This window comes from Streptomyces sp. NPDC014870 (assembly GCF_043081505.1).
Lineage (GTDB): Bacteria > Actinomycetota > Actinomycetes > Streptomycetales > Streptomycetaceae > Streptomyces.
The window spans coordinates 264,701-280,684 of record NZ_JBIBWQ010000009.1; the positions used below are offsets into that span (position 1 = coordinate 264,701).

At 71.2% G+C, this 15,984-nt stretch carries 16 protein-coding genes and 1 riboswitch; of the genes, 5 read left to right on the forward strand and 11 right to left on the reverse strand.

Annotation, left to right across the window (positions count from 1 at the left end):
- Positions 1-97: 97 nt before the first annotated feature.
- A complete protein-coding gene (locus ACF09C_RS25970; RefSeq protein ID WP_392094749.1) occupies positions 98-1,138 on the forward strand; it encodes a GlxA family transcriptional regulator in 1,041 nt (346 codons plus the stop codon).
- Here ACF09C_RS25970 and ACF09C_RS25975 read toward each other — a convergent pair.
- Positions 1,113-1,562: a DUF2000 family protein gene (locus tag ACF09C_RS25975; RefSeq protein WP_392094751.1), complete on the reverse strand. Its 450-nt coding sequence runs from the start codon at positions 1,560-1,562 to the stop codon at positions 1,113-1,115. The genes ACF09C_RS25970 and ACF09C_RS25975 overlap by 26 nt on opposite strands.
- A gap of 49 nt (positions 1,563-1,611) precedes the next feature.
- On the opposite strand from ACF09C_RS25975, the gene ACF09C_RS25980 reads away from it, so the two are divergent.
- The gene (locus ACF09C_RS25980; protein WP_392094752.1) at positions 1,612-2,433 is read left to right on the forward strand and encodes an AraC family transcriptional regulator; all 822 of its coding nucleotides are present in this window, start codon (positions 1,612-1,614) and stop codon (positions 2,431-2,433) included.
- On the opposite strand, the gene ACF09C_RS25985 is transcribed toward ACF09C_RS25980, so the two are convergent.
- The 7 genes from ACF09C_RS25985 to thrC all read right to left on the reverse strand — a co-directional run bounded on the left by ACF09C_RS25985 (position 2,400) and on the right by thrC (position 8,955).
- Entirely contained in the window at positions 2,400-3,335 is a 936-nt protein-coding gene (locus ACF09C_RS25985; protein WP_392094753.1) for a hypothetical protein, read from the reverse strand. The two genes, ACF09C_RS25980 and ACF09C_RS25985, sit on opposite strands and share 34 nt — an antisense overlap.
- Positions 3,336-3,454: 119 nt before the next feature.
- On the reverse strand, positions 3,455-4,003 hold the full coding sequence (locus tag ACF09C_RS25990; protein WP_392094754.1) for a GNAT family N-acetyltransferase: 549 nt from the start codon (positions 4,001-4,003) through the stop codon (positions 3,455-3,457).
- A complete protein-coding gene (locus ACF09C_RS25995) occupies positions 4,000-4,467 on the reverse strand; it encodes an SRPBCC family protein (protein ID WP_392094756.1) in 468 nt (155 codons plus the stop codon). Before ACF09C_RS25995 ends, ACF09C_RS25990 begins: the two co-directional genes overlap by 4 nt.
- 145 nt (positions 4,468-4,612) lie before the next feature.
- Complete coding sequence (groL, locus tag ACF09C_RS26000; protein WP_392094758.1) at positions 4,613-6,241, reverse strand: chaperonin GroEL; 1,629 nt, start codon at positions 6,239-6,241, stop codon at positions 4,613-4,615.
- 483 nt (positions 6,242-6,724) lie between these two features.
- On the reverse strand, positions 6,725-6,928 hold the full coding sequence (locus ACF09C_RS26005) for a cold-shock protein (RefSeq protein WP_005315736.1): 204 nt from the start codon (positions 6,926-6,928) through the stop codon (positions 6,725-6,727).
- A gap of 421 nt (positions 6,929-7,349) precedes the next feature.
- Positions 7,350-7,628 (reverse strand): MoaD/ThiS family protein, encoded by a 279-nt coding sequence (locus ACF09C_RS26010; RefSeq protein WP_361960523.1) that lies wholly within the window; start codon positions 7,626-7,628, stop codon positions 7,350-7,352.
- A gap of 34 nt (positions 7,629-7,662) precedes the next feature.
- Positions 7,663-8,955 (reverse strand): threonine synthase, encoded by a 1,293-nt coding sequence (gene thrC, locus ACF09C_RS26015; RefSeq protein ID WP_392094760.1) that lies wholly within the window; start codon positions 8,953-8,955, stop codon positions 7,663-7,665.
- 17 nt (positions 8,956-8,972) lie between these two features.
- Positions 8,973-9,142, reverse strand: a riboswitch (SAM riboswitch).
- A 120-nt stretch (positions 9,143-9,262) separates the two neighbouring features.
- Between thrC and ACF09C_RS26020 the strand changes: the two genes are divergently transcribed.
- The 3 genes from ACF09C_RS26020 (at position 9,263) to ACF09C_RS26030 (ending at position 13,427) form a co-directional block, all read left to right on the forward strand.
- Positions 9,263-10,204, forward strand: a complete 942-nt coding sequence (locus tag ACF09C_RS26020; RefSeq protein ID WP_392094761.1) for a glucosyl-3-phosphoglycerate synthase — start codon at positions 9,263-9,265, stop codon at positions 10,202-10,204.
- Positions 10,205-10,260: 56 nt separating this feature from the next.
- On the forward strand, positions 10,261-11,844 hold the full coding sequence (locus tag ACF09C_RS26025; protein WP_392094763.1) for a hypothetical protein: 1,584 nt from the start codon (positions 10,261-10,263) through the stop codon (positions 11,842-11,844).
- Positions 11,845-11,948: 104 nt separating this feature from the next.
- Positions 11,949-13,427, forward strand: a complete 1,479-nt coding sequence (locus tag ACF09C_RS26030; RefSeq protein ID WP_392094764.1) for a trehalose-6-phosphate synthase — start codon at positions 11,949-11,951, stop codon at positions 13,425-13,427.
- Here the strand turns inward: ACF09C_RS26030 and otsB are convergent.
- Genes otsB through ACF09C_RS26045 form a run of 3 tightly spaced genes read right to left on the reverse strand, consistent with a single transcriptional unit; the run spans position 13,424 to position 15,875 of the window.
- Positions 13,424-14,269 (reverse strand): trehalose-phosphatase, encoded by an 846-nt coding sequence (gene otsB, locus ACF09C_RS26035; RefSeq protein ID WP_392094766.1) that lies wholly within the window; start codon positions 14,267-14,269, stop codon positions 13,424-13,426. The two genes, ACF09C_RS26030 and otsB, sit on opposite strands and share 4 nt — an antisense overlap.
- 40 nt (positions 14,270-14,309) lie before the next feature.
- A complete protein-coding gene (locus ACF09C_RS26040) occupies positions 14,310-14,591 on the reverse strand; it encodes a DUF3263 domain-containing protein (protein WP_392094768.1) in 282 nt (93 codons plus the stop codon).
- A gap of 12 nt (positions 14,592-14,603) precedes the next feature.
- Positions 14,604-15,875: an ABC transporter substrate-binding protein gene (locus tag ACF09C_RS26045; RefSeq protein WP_392094770.1), complete on the reverse strand. Its 1,272-nt coding sequence runs from the start codon at positions 15,873-15,875 to the stop codon at positions 14,604-14,606.
- Positions 15,876-15,984 lie beyond the last annotated feature (109 nt).

Here is a 15,984-nt window from a genome sequence, read left to right on the forward strand (position 1 = left end):
GCGGTGTTCGCTCCGTCTGCAACGCTATGGCCGACCCGGAAACGTCGGCAATGTCAACCAACTTGCACATACGGACATCGAGAGGGAGCCCGCGAGCATGAGCCCGAGCCCTGTGGAACGCCTCGTCGTCATCGTCCTCTTCGACGGCGTCGACCTCCTCGACGTCACCGGACCCCCCGAGGTCTTCGCGCTGCTGCGCCGCGAGACGGACGACGCGGCCGGCTACCGCGTGCTCCTGGCCGCCGAGACCATGGACCCGGTCACGACGTCCGCCGGGGTACGGATCCTCCCGGACGTCACCTTCGACGAGGCGGCCACCCGCCGTACGGACACGATCCTCGTCCCCGGTTCGGTCGAGGTCCGGGCCGACGCGGACGGGCAGCGCCGCGTCCACGCGCTCGCCGACCCGGCGGTCGTCGACCGGGTCCGTACCCTCGCCGCCCGGGCCCGCCGGGTCACCTCCGTCTGCGTCGGGGCGCACATCCTCGCCGCCGCCGGGCTGCTCGACGGCAAGCGCGCCACCACCCACTGGTCCACCGCCCGGCAGCTCGCCGCCGAACACCCGCTGGTCGAGGTCGACGCCGACCCGATCTTCATCCGCGAGGGCGACGTCTGGACCGGCGCCGGGATCAGCGCCTGCCTCGACCTCTCCCTCGCCCTCGTCGCCGAGGACTTCGGCGAGAACGTCGCGCTCCGCGTCGCCCGCCAACTGGTCATGTACCTCAAGCGTCCCAGCGGTCAGAGCCAGTTCAGCGTCCCGCTCGAACCGGTGTCGACGACCCGGCGCGTGGAGGACCTGCGCCACCACATCACCCGCCACCTCACCGAACCCCTCACGGTCGACGACCTGGCCGCGTACGCGAACGTCAGCAGCCGCCAGCTCACCCGGATCTTCAAGGACGAACTCGGCATGACCCCGGGCGTCTACGTCGAGGCCGCCCGCGTCGAACGCGCCCGCGCCACCCTCGAAACGACGGACGACACCCTCGAACGGATCGCGTCCACCTGCGGTTTCGGCACGACCGACACCCTGATCCGGGCCTTCCGCCGTCGCCTCGACACCACCCCGACCGAGTACCGCCACCGCTTCCGTACGGAACCCGGGGCAGACCCTACGGGTGCATCCGGGCGCCCTTGAGCGCCTTGTCGACCGCGTTGCGCGGGCCGTACACGGCGAGACCCACGACGTCGAGGGCGGCCGTCGGGACCGCGCGTACCGCGGCCCGATTGTCGCGGTCGTTGCCGGTGGCCAAGAGGTCGGCGGTGAAGACCGCGCGGGGCAGGGCGCGCGCCAGGACGCGGCCGTGCGCGGCGGTCAGGGTCTCCTTCGACCCCTCGAAGACGAGGACCGGCTGCCGGAACATCGGCAGGTACGGGACGCCGTCGGCGTCGGCGTACGGCTCGCCGATCACCTCGGGGAGCTCCGCGCCGAGGCCGCTGACCAGGAAGGCGGTGACGTTCAGCCGCTGCCAGGTCTCCAGGTCCTCCCGCAACAGCACGGCGATCTTGGTGTCGAACCGGACGGGCGCGTCGATGTCGTTGTTCACGGGCTGAGAGTTCATGGACCGAGACTGCCGCGCACTCCCCTGCCCGTTCTTGTACGTTCCTGGCATGGTGGCGCGTGAATCGGTGGCGGCGTGGCGCCCGCGGATCCCGGGCGTCGTCGAGGTCTTCCACGCCCACTTCACCGAGCACGCGTACCCGATGCACGTCCACGACGCGTGGACGCTCCTGATCGTCGACGACGGCGCCGTCCGCTACGACCTCGACCGGCGCGAGCACGGCACCCCGCACGACACGGTGTCGCTGCTGCCGCCCCAGGTCCCGCACAACGGCTCCCCCGCCACCGACCACGGCTTCCGCAAGCGGGTCCTCTACCTGGACCTGACCCAGCTGGACGAGAGCTTCATCGGCCCGGCCGTGGACGGCCCCGAGCTCGCCGACCCGCTGCTGCGCGCCCGGATCGGGCGGCTGCACACGGCGCTGGCCCACCCGGGCGACGCCCTGGAGGCGGAGAGCCGGCTCGCCCTGATCGCCGAACGCCTCCGCGGCCATTTGCGGCCCCGCCTCGCCCGCCCGGACGCGCCCCGGCCGCCGGCCCGGGGCGTGGCGCACACGCTGCGGGAGCTGCTCGACGCCCGGCTCGACGACGGCGTGACGCTGGAGGAGGCCGCGCGGCTCCTGCACGCCCACCCCACCCATCTGGTACGGGCCTTCACCGCGGCCTTCGGCATCGCCCCGCACCAGTACGTGACGTCCCGCCGCGTCGCCCGGGCGCGCCGGCTCCTCCTCGCCGGCCGTCCCGTCGCCGAGGTGGCCACGGCGACGGGCTTCTACGACCAGTCGCACCTGACCCGCCACTTCAAGCGGCACGTCGGCACGACCCCGGGGCGCTTCGCTCAGAACCCGCCCACGCAACTGAAGCCGCTGTAGCCACTGCCGTAGCCGCCCGAGCCGCTCGTCCCGCTGCCGCCCGTGCTCCCGCGTGAGGGGGAAGAAGGCGGCGGGGGCTGCGTGAGCGTGCGGTAGTTCTCGTGGAACAGCTCCTGCCACCAGACGGCGAACGCCGTGCCCGTCTCCCGCTCCGACTCACGGAGCGCGGCGCGGTCCCACACCACGTCCGGCAGGTGCAGCTTCACCAGCGACTGCCGGAGGGCCGCCAGGCCGAGTCGCGGGATCCGCTCCGACAGCGCCGGGGCCGCCGGCACGTCCTCCCCGGGGACGTCGTGACGGAAGACGTACACCGTGCGCCCGGGCGTCCCGGGCTCGCCCAGCACGCGGCGGCCCCACACCGCCCGCTCCGCGAGCCGCGCCCGCCGCTCGCGCTCCTGCGCCCGCAGCCGGTCCTGCTCGCGGATCGCGGCCGCCGCCCTCTCCTGCTCGGCCCGGACCGCCGCGCGGATCTCCTCGCCGACCGGCGCGTACGCCGCGAAGGCCTCCCGGAGCGCCCGCTCGTACCGCACCCGGGTCTCCTCCCAGGTCCTCAGGGCGCGCCGCAGGGCCAGGTGCCTCCACAGCGGGAGGAGCACGGCCCGGGCGTGGGCGGCGCGGAGTTCGGCGCTGATCCGGTCCACGGTGCCGACGTGGGCGACCGCGGCGTTCACCCAGCGGAGGCGCTGCTCCGGAGTGCACGGCACGAGCGACCCGGTGGCGTCACGGAGGCCCGGCGTGCGCACGGAGAAGAAGGGTCCTTCGTACCGCGCGGCCAGCAGGTAGTCGGGGAAGTACTCGAAGACCCGGACCTTCCCCTCGACCCGTACGACCTGCTCCTCGCCGTCCTGGCGGCCTGACAGCTCCCAGTAGTGGGAGAGGTGCGGTAATTCCGAGCGACGCATCGGCTCCACCCCCGCGGGTCCGGTTCGTTCCCCCTACCCCTTACCCGGAGTCGACCGCCCGCACCCGCCACGGGACCACCCGCTGCCGCCCGCCCGCACCACCGACGTGGACCGCCCGACTACCCGGCCCCGCCCGCCCGCACCCGCCCGTACATCCACATGTCCCGCCGCTCGCCGCCCACTTCCTGCCAGGACCGCAGCAGGCCCTCCCGTACGAACCCGGCCCGCTCGGCCGTCTTCGCCGAGGCATCGTTCCAGGGTTCGACCAGCAACTGCAGCCGGGGGATGCCCAGTTCACCGAGCGCCCAGGCGCTCACCGCCGTCAGCGCGGCCGTGGCCGCGCCCTCGCCCCGGCAGGAGGGGACGATCCAGTAGCCGAGGGTCGCCCGGCCCTCCGGGAGGTCGCGGAGCCAGAGGCCGATCATGCCCGCCGGGCGGACGTCACGGCGGCGGACGACCACGAAGGAGTAGCCCGCGCCCGTCTCGGCGCGGCTCCACTGCCGGCGGACGAACGCCTCGCCCTCGCCCTCCGAGTACACCGGCGGGACCGTGGTCGTCAGCGGGATGTACGGGTCGGCCGACGCCTCCTCGACGAGCGGCAGGTCCGCCCGCTCCCAGGCCCGCAGCTCGTACGGTCCCGCGGTGAGCCGCGGCACGTCGAGGCTCACATCATCTCCAGGTACACCGCGAGCCGGTCGTACTCCTCCTTGACCCCGGCCTCCATGCCCGTCGCGAGGGCCTGGTCACGGATCTCCGTCGACGGCCAGATCGACATGCTCGTGAGCGCCGTGCCGCCGTCGGGGGTGTCGTCGAAGGTGAGGGTGACGTGGACCGGCGGGCCCGGCATGAGCTCGAAGACCTCGGTGTAGACGAGGCGCTCGTTCGGCAGGATCTCCTCGTACGTGCCGGAGAAGACGATCTCGCGCCCGTCGGGCGCCTTCTGGCCCCAGCGCCACGCGCCGCCGGGCCTGAGGTCGATCTCGCAGAGGGTCGTGGGCATCGCGGCCACGCCGTACCACTGGCGGACGTGCTCGGGCCTGGTCCAGGCCTCCCAGACGCGGGCGGGCGGGACGTCGAAGGTGCGGGTGATGACCAGCTCGCGGTCGGTCGGTGTCGTCAGCAGCGTGATCATGGCTCGCTCCCGCCTTCCCTGGCCCGTGGCCGTGCCGCCCCTCCCCCACCAGCATCACCCCGAACGCCCGAGGGCGGCACCCCCAGCAGGGAGTGCCGCCCTCGGTCGCGTACAGCTGTACAGCGAGGAGCTACTGAGCCGGGGCTCAGAAGTCCATGTCACCGCCCGGCATGCCGCCCGGAGCGGCCGCGGAGGCCTTCTCCGGCTTGTCGGCGATGACGGCCTCGGTGGTCAGGAAGAGCGCGGCGATGGAGGCCGCGTTCTGCAGCGCGGAACGCGTCACCTTCGCCGGGTCGATGATGCCCTCGGCGATGAGGTCCACGTACTCGTTGGTCGCGGCGTTCAGGCCGTGGCCGACGGGCAGGTTGCGGACCTTCTCCGCCACGACGCCGCCCTCGAGGCCGGCGTTGACGGCGATCTGCTTCAGCGGGGCCTCGAGGGCCAGCTTCACGATCGCGGCACCGGTGGCCTCGTCGCCGGACAGGTCCGCCTCGAGCTTCTCGAAGACGTTGGAGGCCTGGAGCAGGGCCACGCCACCACCGGCGACGATGCCCTCCTCGACGGCCGCCTTCGCGTTGCGAACGGCGTCCTCGATGCGGTGCTTGCGCTCCTTGAGCTCGACCTCGGTCGCGGCACCGGCCTTGATGACCGCCACGCCACCGGCGAGCTTCGCCAGGCGCTCCTGCAGCTTCTCGCGGTCGTAGTCCGAGTCGGAGTTCTCGATCTCGGCGCGGATCTGGTTGACGCGACCGGCGACCTGGTCGCTGTCACCGGCACCGTCGACGATCGTGGTCTCGTCCTTGGTGATGACGACCTTGCGGGCGCGGCCGAGCAGGTCCAGGCCCGCGTTCTCGAGCTTGAGGCCGACCTCCTCGGAGATGACCGTGCCGCCCGTGAGGATGGCGATGTCGTTCAGCATGGCCTTGCGACGGTCACCGAAGCCCGGGGCCTTGACCGCGACGGACTTGAAGGTGCCGCGGATCTTGTTGACGACCAGGGTCGACAGGGCCTCGCCCTCGACGTCCTCGGCGATGATCAGCAGCGGCTTGCCCGACTGCATGACCTTCTCCAGGAGCGGGAGCAGGTCCTTGACCGAGGAGATCTTGGAGTTGACGATCAGGAGGTACGGGTCGTCCAGGGACGCCTCCATACGCTCCATGTCGGTGGCGAAGTACGCCGAGATGTAGCCCTTGTCGAAGCGCATACCCTCGGTGAGCTCCAGCTCCAGACCGAAGGTCTGGGACTCCTCGACGGTGATGACGCCTTCCTTGCCGACCTTGTCCATCGCCTCGGCGATGAGCTCGCCGATCTGGGTGTCGGCGGCGGAGATGGAGGCCGTGGAAGCGATCTGCTCCTTGGTCTCGACATCCTTCGCCTGCTCGAGCAGGGCGCCGGAGACGGCCTCGACGGCCTTCTCGATGCCGCGCTTGAGGGCCATCGGGTTGGCGCCGGCCGCCACGTTGCGCAGGCCCTCGCGGACGAGCGCCTGGGCGAGGACGGTCGCGGTGGTCGTACCGTCACCGGCGACGTCGTCCGTCTTCTTGGCGACTTCCTTGACCAGCTCGGCGCCGATCTTCTCGTACGGGTCCTCGAGCTCGATCTCCTTGGCGATGGAGACACCATCGTTGGTGATCGTGGGGGCGCCCCACTTCTTCTCGAGGACGACGTTCCGGCCCTTGGGGCCAAGGGTGACCTTGACGGCGTCGGCGAGCTGGTTCATCCCGCGCTCGAGACCGCGCCGTGCCTCCTCGTCGAACGCGATGATCTTGGCCATGTGAAGTGGTCCTCCCGGACATGGGGTGGATAACGCTCCAGGACCGCGCCGACGCCCGCGACGGACGGCCTGCGTGCCCGGTGGTTCCTTGCCCCACCTGGCCGCGGACCTCGCCTGCCCGATCCTCGTAAGCACTCTCACCTTCAGAGTGCTAACGCCAATGATTAGCACTCGCCCCAGGAGAGTGCAAGGCCGTCCCGTAGGGACGTCGATGTGGGGTGGCGGTCGGGTGACGGGCGGGGGCAAGCGACTCCCATAGATCGGGCGACGGTCCTGACGCGGACCGGGCGGCGCCCCTTGGCCCGGACCGGGCGGCGCCCCTTGGCCCGGACCGGGCGGCGTCCGCCCCCGACGCGCGCCGGGCACGCACGAGGGGTCCGCATCCCGGTCAGGATGCGGACCCCTCGGCGTGAGATCGCGTGAGATCGCCTGCGAAAGCGCGCCAACGCGTGAGTGCGTACGTGGTGGCCGATCGCGCCGTGCTCAGACGGCGAGCTTGACCATGTCCGCCTGCGGACCCTTCTGGCCCTGCGAGATCTCGAACTCGACCCGCTGACCCTCTTCAAGGGTGCGGTAACCGTCCATCTGGATCGCGCTGTAGTGGACGAATACATCCGCACCACCGTCGACCGCGATGAAGCCGTAGCCCTTCTCCGCGTTGAACCACTTGACGGTGCCCTGAGCCATGCCTAACTCCCCTATTACTGGCCCTTGCGCGGGGCCGCACTTCACGGACCCGGGTCAGACCCTGCGCCGGAACGCGTCGACCGCGGCTGAATGTATCTGCCCAACTGCCCTCTGCAACAGGTCAATCGGGCGAGAATTCTGGGCACGCCGTAAAGGAGAATTCCGGAGGATTTATTGAATTCCGGGGCAAGTCGGGCCCGGCAAAGCACGCAGAAGGTACAGATCGCGCGCACACTTTGACTGCTTCTTGTCACGTGGGGACGCATTCTCATATGCGTCTGGCACGGAGCAGCGGGGTGGAACCGGGGGGACTTCCCCAACTCTACCGCGCTCAACCATGCAGAATTGCCCCCTCCGCTTCTCTCGCGGAGGGGGCAATTCGGTTACGCCGGGTAACTCCACGGCGGTCGGTGGTCGGCGATCAGCAGCCGCCGGCGACCGCCGGGATGATCGAGACGCCCGCGCCGTCCGGCGTCGCCGTCTCCAGGCCCTGCTCGAAGCGCACGTCGTCGTCGTTCACGTAGACGTTCACGAAGCGGCGCAGCTTGCCCTGGTCGTCCAGGACGCGCGCGGCGATGCCCGCGTGGTTCTTCTCCAGGTCCGAGATGACCTCGGACAGGGTCGCGCCCTCCGCCGGAACCTCGGCCTGGCCGCCCGTGTAGGTACGGAGGATGGTGGGGATACGGACCTTGACGCTCATGTGCTGCTGCCTTCCGTGAACGGACGAGTGGGGGTCAGTGGGCCAGGCCGGCGGCGCGGAACGCGTCCAGGCTCGGCTTGATGGTGGCGGTCGCCTGGGAGGTGTCGGCCACCGCGTCCAGGGTCTTGAGGCCGTCACCCGTGTTGAGTACGACCGTGGTGAGGGTCGGGTCGATGAGGCCGGCCTCGACCAGCTTCTTCGTCACGCCGACCGTCACGCCGCCCGCCGTCTCGGCGAAGATGCCCTCGGTCCTGGCCAGGATCTTGATCGCGTCGACGACCTGCTCGTCGTTCACGTCCTCCACGGCGCCGCCGGTACGGCGGGCGATGTCGAGGACGTACGGGCCGTCGGCCGGGTTGCCGATGGCCAGCGACTTGGCGATGGTGTTCGGCTTCTGGGGCCGTACGACGTCGTGACCGGCCTTGAAGGCGGCGGACACCGGCGAGCAGCCCTCGGCCTGGGCGCCGAAGATCTTGTACGGCTTGTCCTCGACCAGGCCCAGCTTGATGAGCTCCTGGAGACCCTTGTCGATCTTGGTGAGCTGCGAGCCGGAGGCGATCGGGATGACGAGCTGGTCCGGAATGACCCAGCCGAGCTGCTCGCAGATCTCGTACGCGAGCGTCTTGGAGCCCTCGCCGTAGTACGGCCGCAGGTTGACGTTGACGAAGCCCCAGCCCTCGCCCAACGGGTCGCCGATGAGCTCGGAGCAGAAGCGGTTGACGTCGTCGTAGTTGCCCTCGATGCCGACCAGCTCGCCGCCGTAGACGGCGGCCATGACGACCTTGCCCTGCTCCAGGTCGTGCGGGATGAACACGCAGGAGCGGAAGCCGGCGCGGGCGGCGGCGGCGCCGACGGCGCCGGCCAGGTTGCCGGTGGAGGAGCAGGAGAGCGTGGTGAAGCCGAAGGCGCGGGCGGCCTCGAGGGCCTGGGCGACGACGCGGTCCTTGAAGGAGTGCGTCGGGTTGCCGGAGTCGTCCTTGACGAAGAGCTTGCCGGGCTCGACGCCCAGCTCGGCGGCGAGGTTGTCGGCCTGGACGAGCTTGGTCCAGCCCGGGTTCAGGTTCGGCTTCTCGGCGACGTCGGCGGGGACGGGCAGCAGCGGGGCGTAGCGCCAGATGTTGGCGGGGCCGGCCTCGATCTGCTTGCGCAGCGCCTCGGGGTCGCCGACGGGGAGGTCGTACGCGACTTCGAGGGGGCCGAAACACAGCTCACAGGCGAAGATCGGGCCGAGTGCGAAGACTTCACCGCATTCCCGGCAGGAAAGGCCGGAAGCGGGACCGAGGTCGACATTCTGAGCGGTGTCGGGGGTAGCGGTCTGTACAGCCATGGAGGCGAGGCCCTTTCTCCTCATCTTTCTCATGGCGAACGTCGCCATGAGACGGATTTGGCACCTTCCCTAGCCGGGAGCCTCGCGGGCGCAGTGGCGACGACTGGCGACGCTTGCGGACGAGTGACCGACTGGAGGGTTGCCGGGGCTTCAACGGGCCGTTTCCCTCTGCCCCTCTGGATGAGCGGTATTCGATTGTGAGACGCGGGCGGCACCCCGACATGCATCGGGCATCCGCGTTGTTCAAGACTGTAACCGAAGGCCCGGAGGGTTGAACCTGCCGTCCGAACCGCGAGATGGAGATCACGTGCTGGAGGAAGTGGAGCGCTGGCTGGGCCGGCGGTCCTGGTCCGTGGCGGACCGTTCGCTCGACCGCGTCCTGGCGGCGAAGCACGGGACGACGGTCAGCGTCGTCCTGCCCGCACTGAACGAGGAGGCGACGGTCGGCGAGATCGTGGCCGTCATCCGGCGCGAGCTGATGACCGAGGCGGTTCCGCTGGTGGACGAGCTGGTGGTGATCGACTCCGGCTCCACCGACCGTACGGCGGAGGTGGCGGAAGCGGCCGGGGCCCGGGTGGTGGCGCGGGACGCGATCCTGCCCCGGATACCGGCCGTGCCCGGCAAGGGCGAGGTGCTGTGGCGGTCACTGATGGTGACCGAGGGGGACATCGTCTGCTTCGTCGACGCGGACCTGCGGGACTTCTCCGCGGACTTCGTCACCGGCATCGTCGGCCCGCTCCTGACCGACCCGGACGTCGACTTCGTGAAGGCGATGTACGACCGCCCGCTCGGTGACACCCCAGGTCAGGGCGGTCGGGTGACGGAGCTGGTGGCGCGGCCGCTGCTCAATCTGCACTGGCCGCAGCTGGCCGGCTTCGTCCAGCCGCTGGGCGGCGAGTACGCGGCGCGCCGCTCGCTGCTCGAACGGCTGCCGTTCCCGGTCGGTTACGGAGTGGAGCTGGGCCTGCTCGTGGACGCGCTGCACACGGTCGGCCTGGACGCGCTCGCGCAGGTGGACGTCGGGGTCCGCAAGCACCGGCACCAGGACGGGCGGGCGCTCGGCCGGATGGCGGCGGCGATCTACCGTACGGCGCAGCTGCGGCTCTCCCGGGGCCATCTGGTGCGGCCGCTGCTGACCCAGTTCGAGCGCGGCGAGGAGGGCTTCACCCCGCGCACGTACCCGGTGGACACGGAGGAGCGGCCGCCGATGGTCGAGATCGCGGAGTACGCGCACCGCCGCGTGGCGTAACGCCGAATGATTGTACTTTTTGCCTACATTTCCGTTTTATGCGGTTCGACAATCGAATGACCACATCGCTGGCGGCCCTCGCGCTGGCCGCCGGCTCCCTCGGCTCGCTCCCGCTCACGCTCGCCGCGGCCGGTCCGGCCGCGGCGGACGTGGTGGAGCCCTTCGGCAAGCGCTACGACGCCTCGCTGCACGGCGACTTCACGACCATCGGCAACACGGTCATGGGCTGCCCCACGGCCCCCGCCGACCTGGCCGCGCGCTGCGCCACCGCCGCCTCCGGGCAGGGCGGCGACAACAACAACACCTTCGTCATGCGGCGGATCAACACCGCCTCCATGGACGCCGGTTACGGATCGAGCACCGGTCACGTCGTCGTCCCGGCGGGGGCGAGGGTCGCGTACGCCCGGCTGTTCTGGGGCGGCAACGACGGTACGTACAAAGGGCCGAGCGGGGCGCAGCTGAAGCGCTGCGACATCTCCGGCGCCGATGTGACGACCTCGCCGGGCGACCACGCCACGACCTCGCCGCACATCAGGGTCGGGTCGGGGGCCGCGACGCCGGTCTCGATCGACAGTCTGGTCACCGACCCGGCGGACACCAACGGCCCGCACTACTACACCGGCGAGTCGGACGTGACGGCCGCGTTCGCGGGCGTGACCGGGACGGACGCGCAGGTGGCGGTCGGCAACATCTGGGCGCCGGACGGCAAGGGCTGTGTCGCGGGCTGGTCCCTGACGGTGGTGTACGCGTTCCCGGGCCCCGAGCCGACCCACGCGCCGGACCGCCGCGCCGTGTACGTCTACGGCGGGCACGTCCTCCAGCGCTCCTCCTCGCCCGCGACCACGGTCACCGTCGACGGCTTCCACCGGACGACGGGCAGGGCGCGGGCGAGCGTGACGGCGTACGAGGGCGACTGGAACACCCCGGGTGACAGGTTCCTCGTCGACGGCAGGAACGTCACCGAGGCCCACACGGGCAACACCAGCAACTTCTTCGTCAGCGAGGACGACGGCGCCGTCTCGCCGAAGCTCCGGAACAACCTGTCCATCGACGCCAAGGCCTTCGACATCCCGGAGGGCGCGATCCCGGTGGGCGCGCGGTCGGCGGAGCTGACGTTCACGACGACGGGTGACACGTACGTGCCCTCCGCGCTGGCCTTCTCCGTCCCGGTGCCGGACCTGGAGATCCCGGTGCGCGGCGACGGCAAGCTCCTCAACAGCGTCGAGGTCGAGTCGCCCCGCTCGAACTGCGGCAAGGGCAGCGAGGACCCGGCCTGCGCGGTGACCCCGGTCGTCGAGCCGCCGAAGCCCGAGCCGAGCCCGAGCCCGTCCCGCACGAGTCCGAAGCCGACGCCGTCGGACCCGGTGAACCCCTCGCCGTCCCCTTCTCGCTCCTCCTCCCCCTCCCCCAGCGAGTCGGATACGACACCGTCCCCGGCGCCCACCACCCACCAGCCCCGCCCGACGCCGCACGAGCCCGCCGGTCCACATGAGCCCGGCGGCCCGCACGGCCCCGGCGGCTCGATGGCCGAGACCGGCTCCAGTGGTGAGCGGCTCTGGCTGCTCGGCGGACTGGCGCTCGCCCTGGCCGCGACCGGTCTGGTGGCCAAGGCCGCCCTGCGGGGACGCCGCGACCACTGAGGCGTGACCACTGAGCCGTGACGACTGAACCGTGACGACGGCGAGGATGCGCCAGAGTCGTATACGTACGTTTGAGCGTTTACGTCACGGGCTAGGTTCGCCACATGGCTTCTGTGCTCGTGGCGTCCAACCGGGGTCCCGTCTCGTACGCCCTCGCCGCCGACGGCACACTCCGTGCCCGGCGCGGCGGGGGCGGTCTCGTCTCGGGTCTGAGCACGATCTCCTCCGGCTCCTCCGGCTCCTCCGAGGACAGCGTCTGGGTGTGCGCTGCCCTCGGCGACGGCGACCGGGAGGCGGTCCGGCGCGGGGAGTCCGAGCCGGGCGTACGGATGCTGGACATCGCCCCCGAGATCTACGCCGACGCGTACAACGGCATCGCCAACTCGGTGCTGTGGTTCCTCCACCACCACCTGTACGAGATCCCCCGCGAGCCGGTCTTCGACGCGGAGTTCCGGCGCCGCTGGGAGTCGTACCGCAGCTACAACCGGGCCTTCGCCGAGGAGCTGGCTGCGAGCGCCGACGAGGGCGCGGCGGTCCTGGTCCAGGACTACCACCTGGCCCTGGTGCCGGGGCAGCTCCGGACGCTCCGCCCCGACCTGCGGATCGGCCACTTCACGCACACGCCGTGGGCGCTGCCGGAGTACATGCGGATGCTCCCCGAGGACGTCCGCGAGGAGCTGCTCTGGGGCATGCTCGGCGCGGACGAGCTGGGTTTCCACACCTGGGGATGGGCGCAGGCGTTCATCACCGGCGCCCACATCCACGGCCCGCACGGCGAGGCCGACGGCTTCTGGCGCAGCGACGACCCCTGGCGCGGGGTGGAGCACCGCAGGGCGGGCGGCGAGCCGCGCCGCACCCGGGTGCACGTCTTCCCCCTGGGGGTGGACGGCGACGACCTCCGCTCGCTCGCCCACACCCCCGAGGTCGACGACCGGCTGGCCGCGCTGCGGGCCGAGATCGGCGACCGGCGGACGATCGTGCGGGTGGACCGCACCGAGCTGTCGAAGAACATCGTCCGCGGCCTGCTGGCCTACCGGGAGCTGCTCCGGGACCACCCGGAGTGGCACGGCGGCGTCGTCCACCTGGCCTCGGCGTACCCGTCCCGCCAGGACCTGGAGGTCTACCGCGCGTACACGGCCTCCGTCGCCGACCTCGCGGCGGAGATCAACACGGAGTTCGGCACGACCGACTGGCAGCCGGTCCTGCTCTCGGTGAAGGACGACTTCCCCCGCTCGCTCGCCGCGTACCGCCTCGCGGACGTGGCCCTGATCAACCCGGTCCGCGACGGCATGAACCTGGTGGCCAAGGAGATCCCGGTGGTCTCGGAGGCAGGCTGCGCCCTGGTCCTCTCGACGGGCGCCGGCGCCTACGAGGAGCTGCGCGAGGACGCCCTGACGGTGAACCCGTACGACGTCTCGGAAACCGCCCGCGCCCTGTACCGCGCCCTGACGATGCCCCCCGCCGAACGCACGGACCGCACCAAGCGCCTGGCGTCCGCCGCGACGGCGATGCCGCCGCAGCGCTGGTTCCTGGAGCAGCTGGCGGCCCTCCGGGGGGACACCCCGGAGGGCCAGGCCTCCTAGGCCCCTTCCCCGATCGCGCGGGCCAGTTCCGTCAGGAACCCCACCACCCCCGCAGGCCCCGGCACCGACAGGTCGGCGCGGTCGGACAGTTCCTGGACCTCCGTGGAGCCGCTGCAGACCAGGAGGCCGGGGGTGCCGTCCGAGCGGAGTTTCTCGACGGCCGCGAAGGCGGGCAGGTCGCCCAGGTCGTCGCCCGCGTACAGGACGGAGCCGGCGCCGATCTCGCGTACGTACTCGGCGAGTGCCACGCCCTTGTCCATGCCCGGTGGGCGCAGTTCGAGGACCATGCGGCCGGGTTCGAGGACCAGGCCGTGGCGGGCGGCGAGGTCGGCGAGCGGGGCCTTGAGGGCTTCGAAGGCCGCCTGGGGGTCGGTGGAGCGGCGGGTGTGGACCGCGACCGCGCGGCCCTTCTCCTCGATCCAGGTGCCCGGCCAGGCGCCGACGCCGTCGAGGAAGCCGGGCAGCTCGGCCCGGACGGCGGCCACGCCCGGGTGGACGGCGGAGGCCTGGACGGTGCCGGTGACCGCGTCCCAGCGCTCGGCGCCGTAGTGGCCGAGGACGACGAGGTGTTCCAGTCCTGGGACGCCGGCGAAGCCGCCGTAGCGGACCGCGACGCCCGCGGGGCGGCCGGTCACCACGGCGACCGAGGCGATCCTGGGCGCCAGGGCGGAGAGTGCGGGGACGGCGCCGGGGTGTGCGCGGGCCTGTTCGGGGTCGGGGACGATCTCGGCGAGCGTCCCGTCGAAGTCGAGGGCGACGACGGCTCTCTCCGGCCGGGCGAGAAGCGCGGCCAGGCCGTCGCGGCCTGTCGATGTGGTCGGGTGCGGAAGGCTGCTGACCATACGACGACCCTACCGACGCGGCCTCAGCGGCGCTGCTCCTTCAGCGGCGCTGCTCCTTCTCCGCACGGACCCGGCGCAGCCGGTTGACGGTGACCGGGTCGTGCGCGAGGGCGCGCGGATCGTCGAGGAGGGCGTTGAGGAGCTGGTAGTAGCGGGTCGCGGAGAGGCCGAGCCGCTCGCGGACGGCCCGCTCCTTGGCCCCGGGGCCCGGCCAGGAGCGGCGCTCGAAGGCGAGCACGGCCCGCTCCCGCTCCCCGAGCCCGCTGTCGTCGCCCGGGGCGTCGCCGGCCCCGGGGGCGCTCGCTTCGGTCGTACCAGTCATACGACCAACCTATTACTCCGCGCTCTCGGCCGCCGTCGCCTTGCGGGCTATCCCGCCCAGCACGTCGGCCGGCTTCGCGCCCGGGGTGACGGCCTTGCCGATGTTCTGCTTGATCAGGTCGCTGACCTGGGCCCAGGAGGTCTTGCCGACCGGCGGGAGCTGCGAGTTCGGCAGCTCGGAGAGGAACTCGTGGAGGTCCTTGTGCTCCGGGTCGTTCTCCATCCGGGAGTACGCGCTGACGGTCGGCGGCAGCAGGTCGTTGCCGCCGGCGAACTTCAGGACGTTCTCGTCGCTGAAGACGAAGTCGAGGAAGTCGCCGATCTGCGTGCGGTGGCCGTTCTGCTTGAAGCCCATGATCCAGTCGGCGACGCCCATGGACGCCTTCGACGTGCCGTCCGCGCCGGGCAGCGCGACCTTGCCGACCTTGACGCCCTTCTTCTCGGCCTCCTGCATCAGCGAGGGGTGGCCGTTGAGCATGCCGACCTCTCCGCGCGAGAAGGCGGCGAAGGCGTCCTTGCGGTTGAGCTTGCCGGGGGCGACGGGGCCGGTGAGCTCCTTCTGGACCAGCTCGGTCTTCAGCCAGTCGAAGGTCTTGATGTTCTGCTCGGAGTCGATCCGGTAGCGGTCGGAGCCGTCGGTGTAGCCGTCGCCGCCGGCGAGCAGCCACATCAGGGTCTCGGCCTGCGCCTCCTCCGGGCCGAGCGGCAGCGCGAAGGGGTACTTCACGTCCTTGGCCTTCAGTTTCCTCGCCGCCGCGGCCAGCTCGTCCCAGCTGGTCGGCGGCTTGCTGATGCCCGCCTCGTCGAAGAGGTCCTGGTTGAAGAAGAGCAGCCGGGTGGAGGCGGCGAAGGGCAGTCCGTACTGGGTCCGCTTGTGCTCGCCCGCGGCGACGAGCGGGGCGAGGAAGTTGGCCTGGACGGGGACGGAGAGCAGCTCGTCGGCGGAGTAGAGCTCACCCGCGGCGGCGTAGTCGGCGTAGGCGCCGATCTGGGCGATGTCGGGGGCCTGGCCTGCCTTGACCATCTCGGCGACCTTGCGGTCGACGTCGTTCCAGGACTCGATCTGGACCTCGACCTGGACACCCGGGTGCTCGGCCTCGTAGGCGGCGGTCAGCTCGTCCCAGTACTTCTTGGTGGTGTCGCCGCCGTTCAGGTCGTAGTCGGCGGCGACGAGCTTGAGGGTGACGTCGGAGGCGGCGCTCTCGGTGAGGCCACAGCCGGAGAGGCCCGCGGTCAGCCCCAGCGCGGCGATCGTCGCGGTCAGTCCAATGAATCGCCGCTGCACAGCGTTGCCCCACCCTCTGCTCGTCCTTGAGCTGTGATTTTCACAGGAGAGGAAGCATAAGGTCTACACCACTTGGGTAGGTCCTCGGTCTGGAGTGAAGACCTTGTGA

Excerpts from the sequence above, each read along its gene's own strand:
- ACF09C_RS25970 (WP_392094749.1), top strand. The coding sequence starts at position 98 with ATGAGCCCGAGCCCTGTGGAACGCCTCGTCGTCATCGTCCTCTTCGAC.
- ACF09C_RS25975 (WP_392094751.1), bottom strand. The coding sequence starts at position 1,562 with ATGAACTCTCAGCCCGTGAACAACGACATCGACGCGCCCGTCCGGTTC.
- ACF09C_RS25980 (WP_392094752.1), top strand. The coding sequence starts at position 1,612 with ATGGTGGCGCGTGAATCGGTGGCGGCGTGGCGCCCGCGGATCCCGGGC.
- ACF09C_RS25985 (WP_392094753.1), bottom strand. The coding sequence starts at position 3,335 with ATGCGTCGCTCGGAATTACCGCACCTCTCCCACTACTGGGAGCTGTCA.
- ACF09C_RS25995 (WP_392094756.1), bottom strand. The coding sequence starts at position 4,467 with ATGATCACGCTGCTGACGACACCGACCGACCGCGAGCTGGTCATCACC.
- groL (WP_392094758.1), bottom strand. The coding sequence starts at position 6,241 with ATGGCCAAGATCATCGCGTTCGACGAGGAGGCACGGCGCGGTCTCGAG.
- ACF09C_RS26005 (WP_005315736.1), bottom strand. The coding sequence starts at position 6,928 with ATGGCTCAGGGCACCGTCAAGTGGTTCAACGCGGAGAAGGGCTACGGC.
- ACF09C_RS26010 (WP_361960523.1), bottom strand. The coding sequence starts at position 7,628 with ATGAGCGTCAAGGTCCGTATCCCCACCATCCTCCGTACCTACACGGGC.
- thrC (WP_392094760.1), bottom strand. The coding sequence starts at position 8,955 with ATGGCTGTACAGACCGCTACCCCCGACACCGCTCAGAATGTCGACCTC.
- ACF09C_RS26025 (WP_392094763.1), top strand. The coding sequence starts at position 10,261 with ATGACCACATCGCTGGCGGCCCTCGCGCTGGCCGCCGGCTCCCTCGGC.
- ACF09C_RS26030 (WP_392094764.1), top strand. The coding sequence starts at position 11,949 with ATGGCTTCTGTGCTCGTGGCGTCCAACCGGGGTCCCGTCTCGTACGCC.
- otsB (WP_392094766.1), bottom strand. The coding sequence starts at position 14,269 with ATGGTCAGCAGCCTTCCGCACCCGACCACATCGACAGGCCGCGACGGC.
- ACF09C_RS26040 (WP_392094768.1), bottom strand. The coding sequence starts at position 14,591 with ATGACTGGTACGACCGAAGCGAGCGCCCCCGGGGCCGGCGACGCCCCG.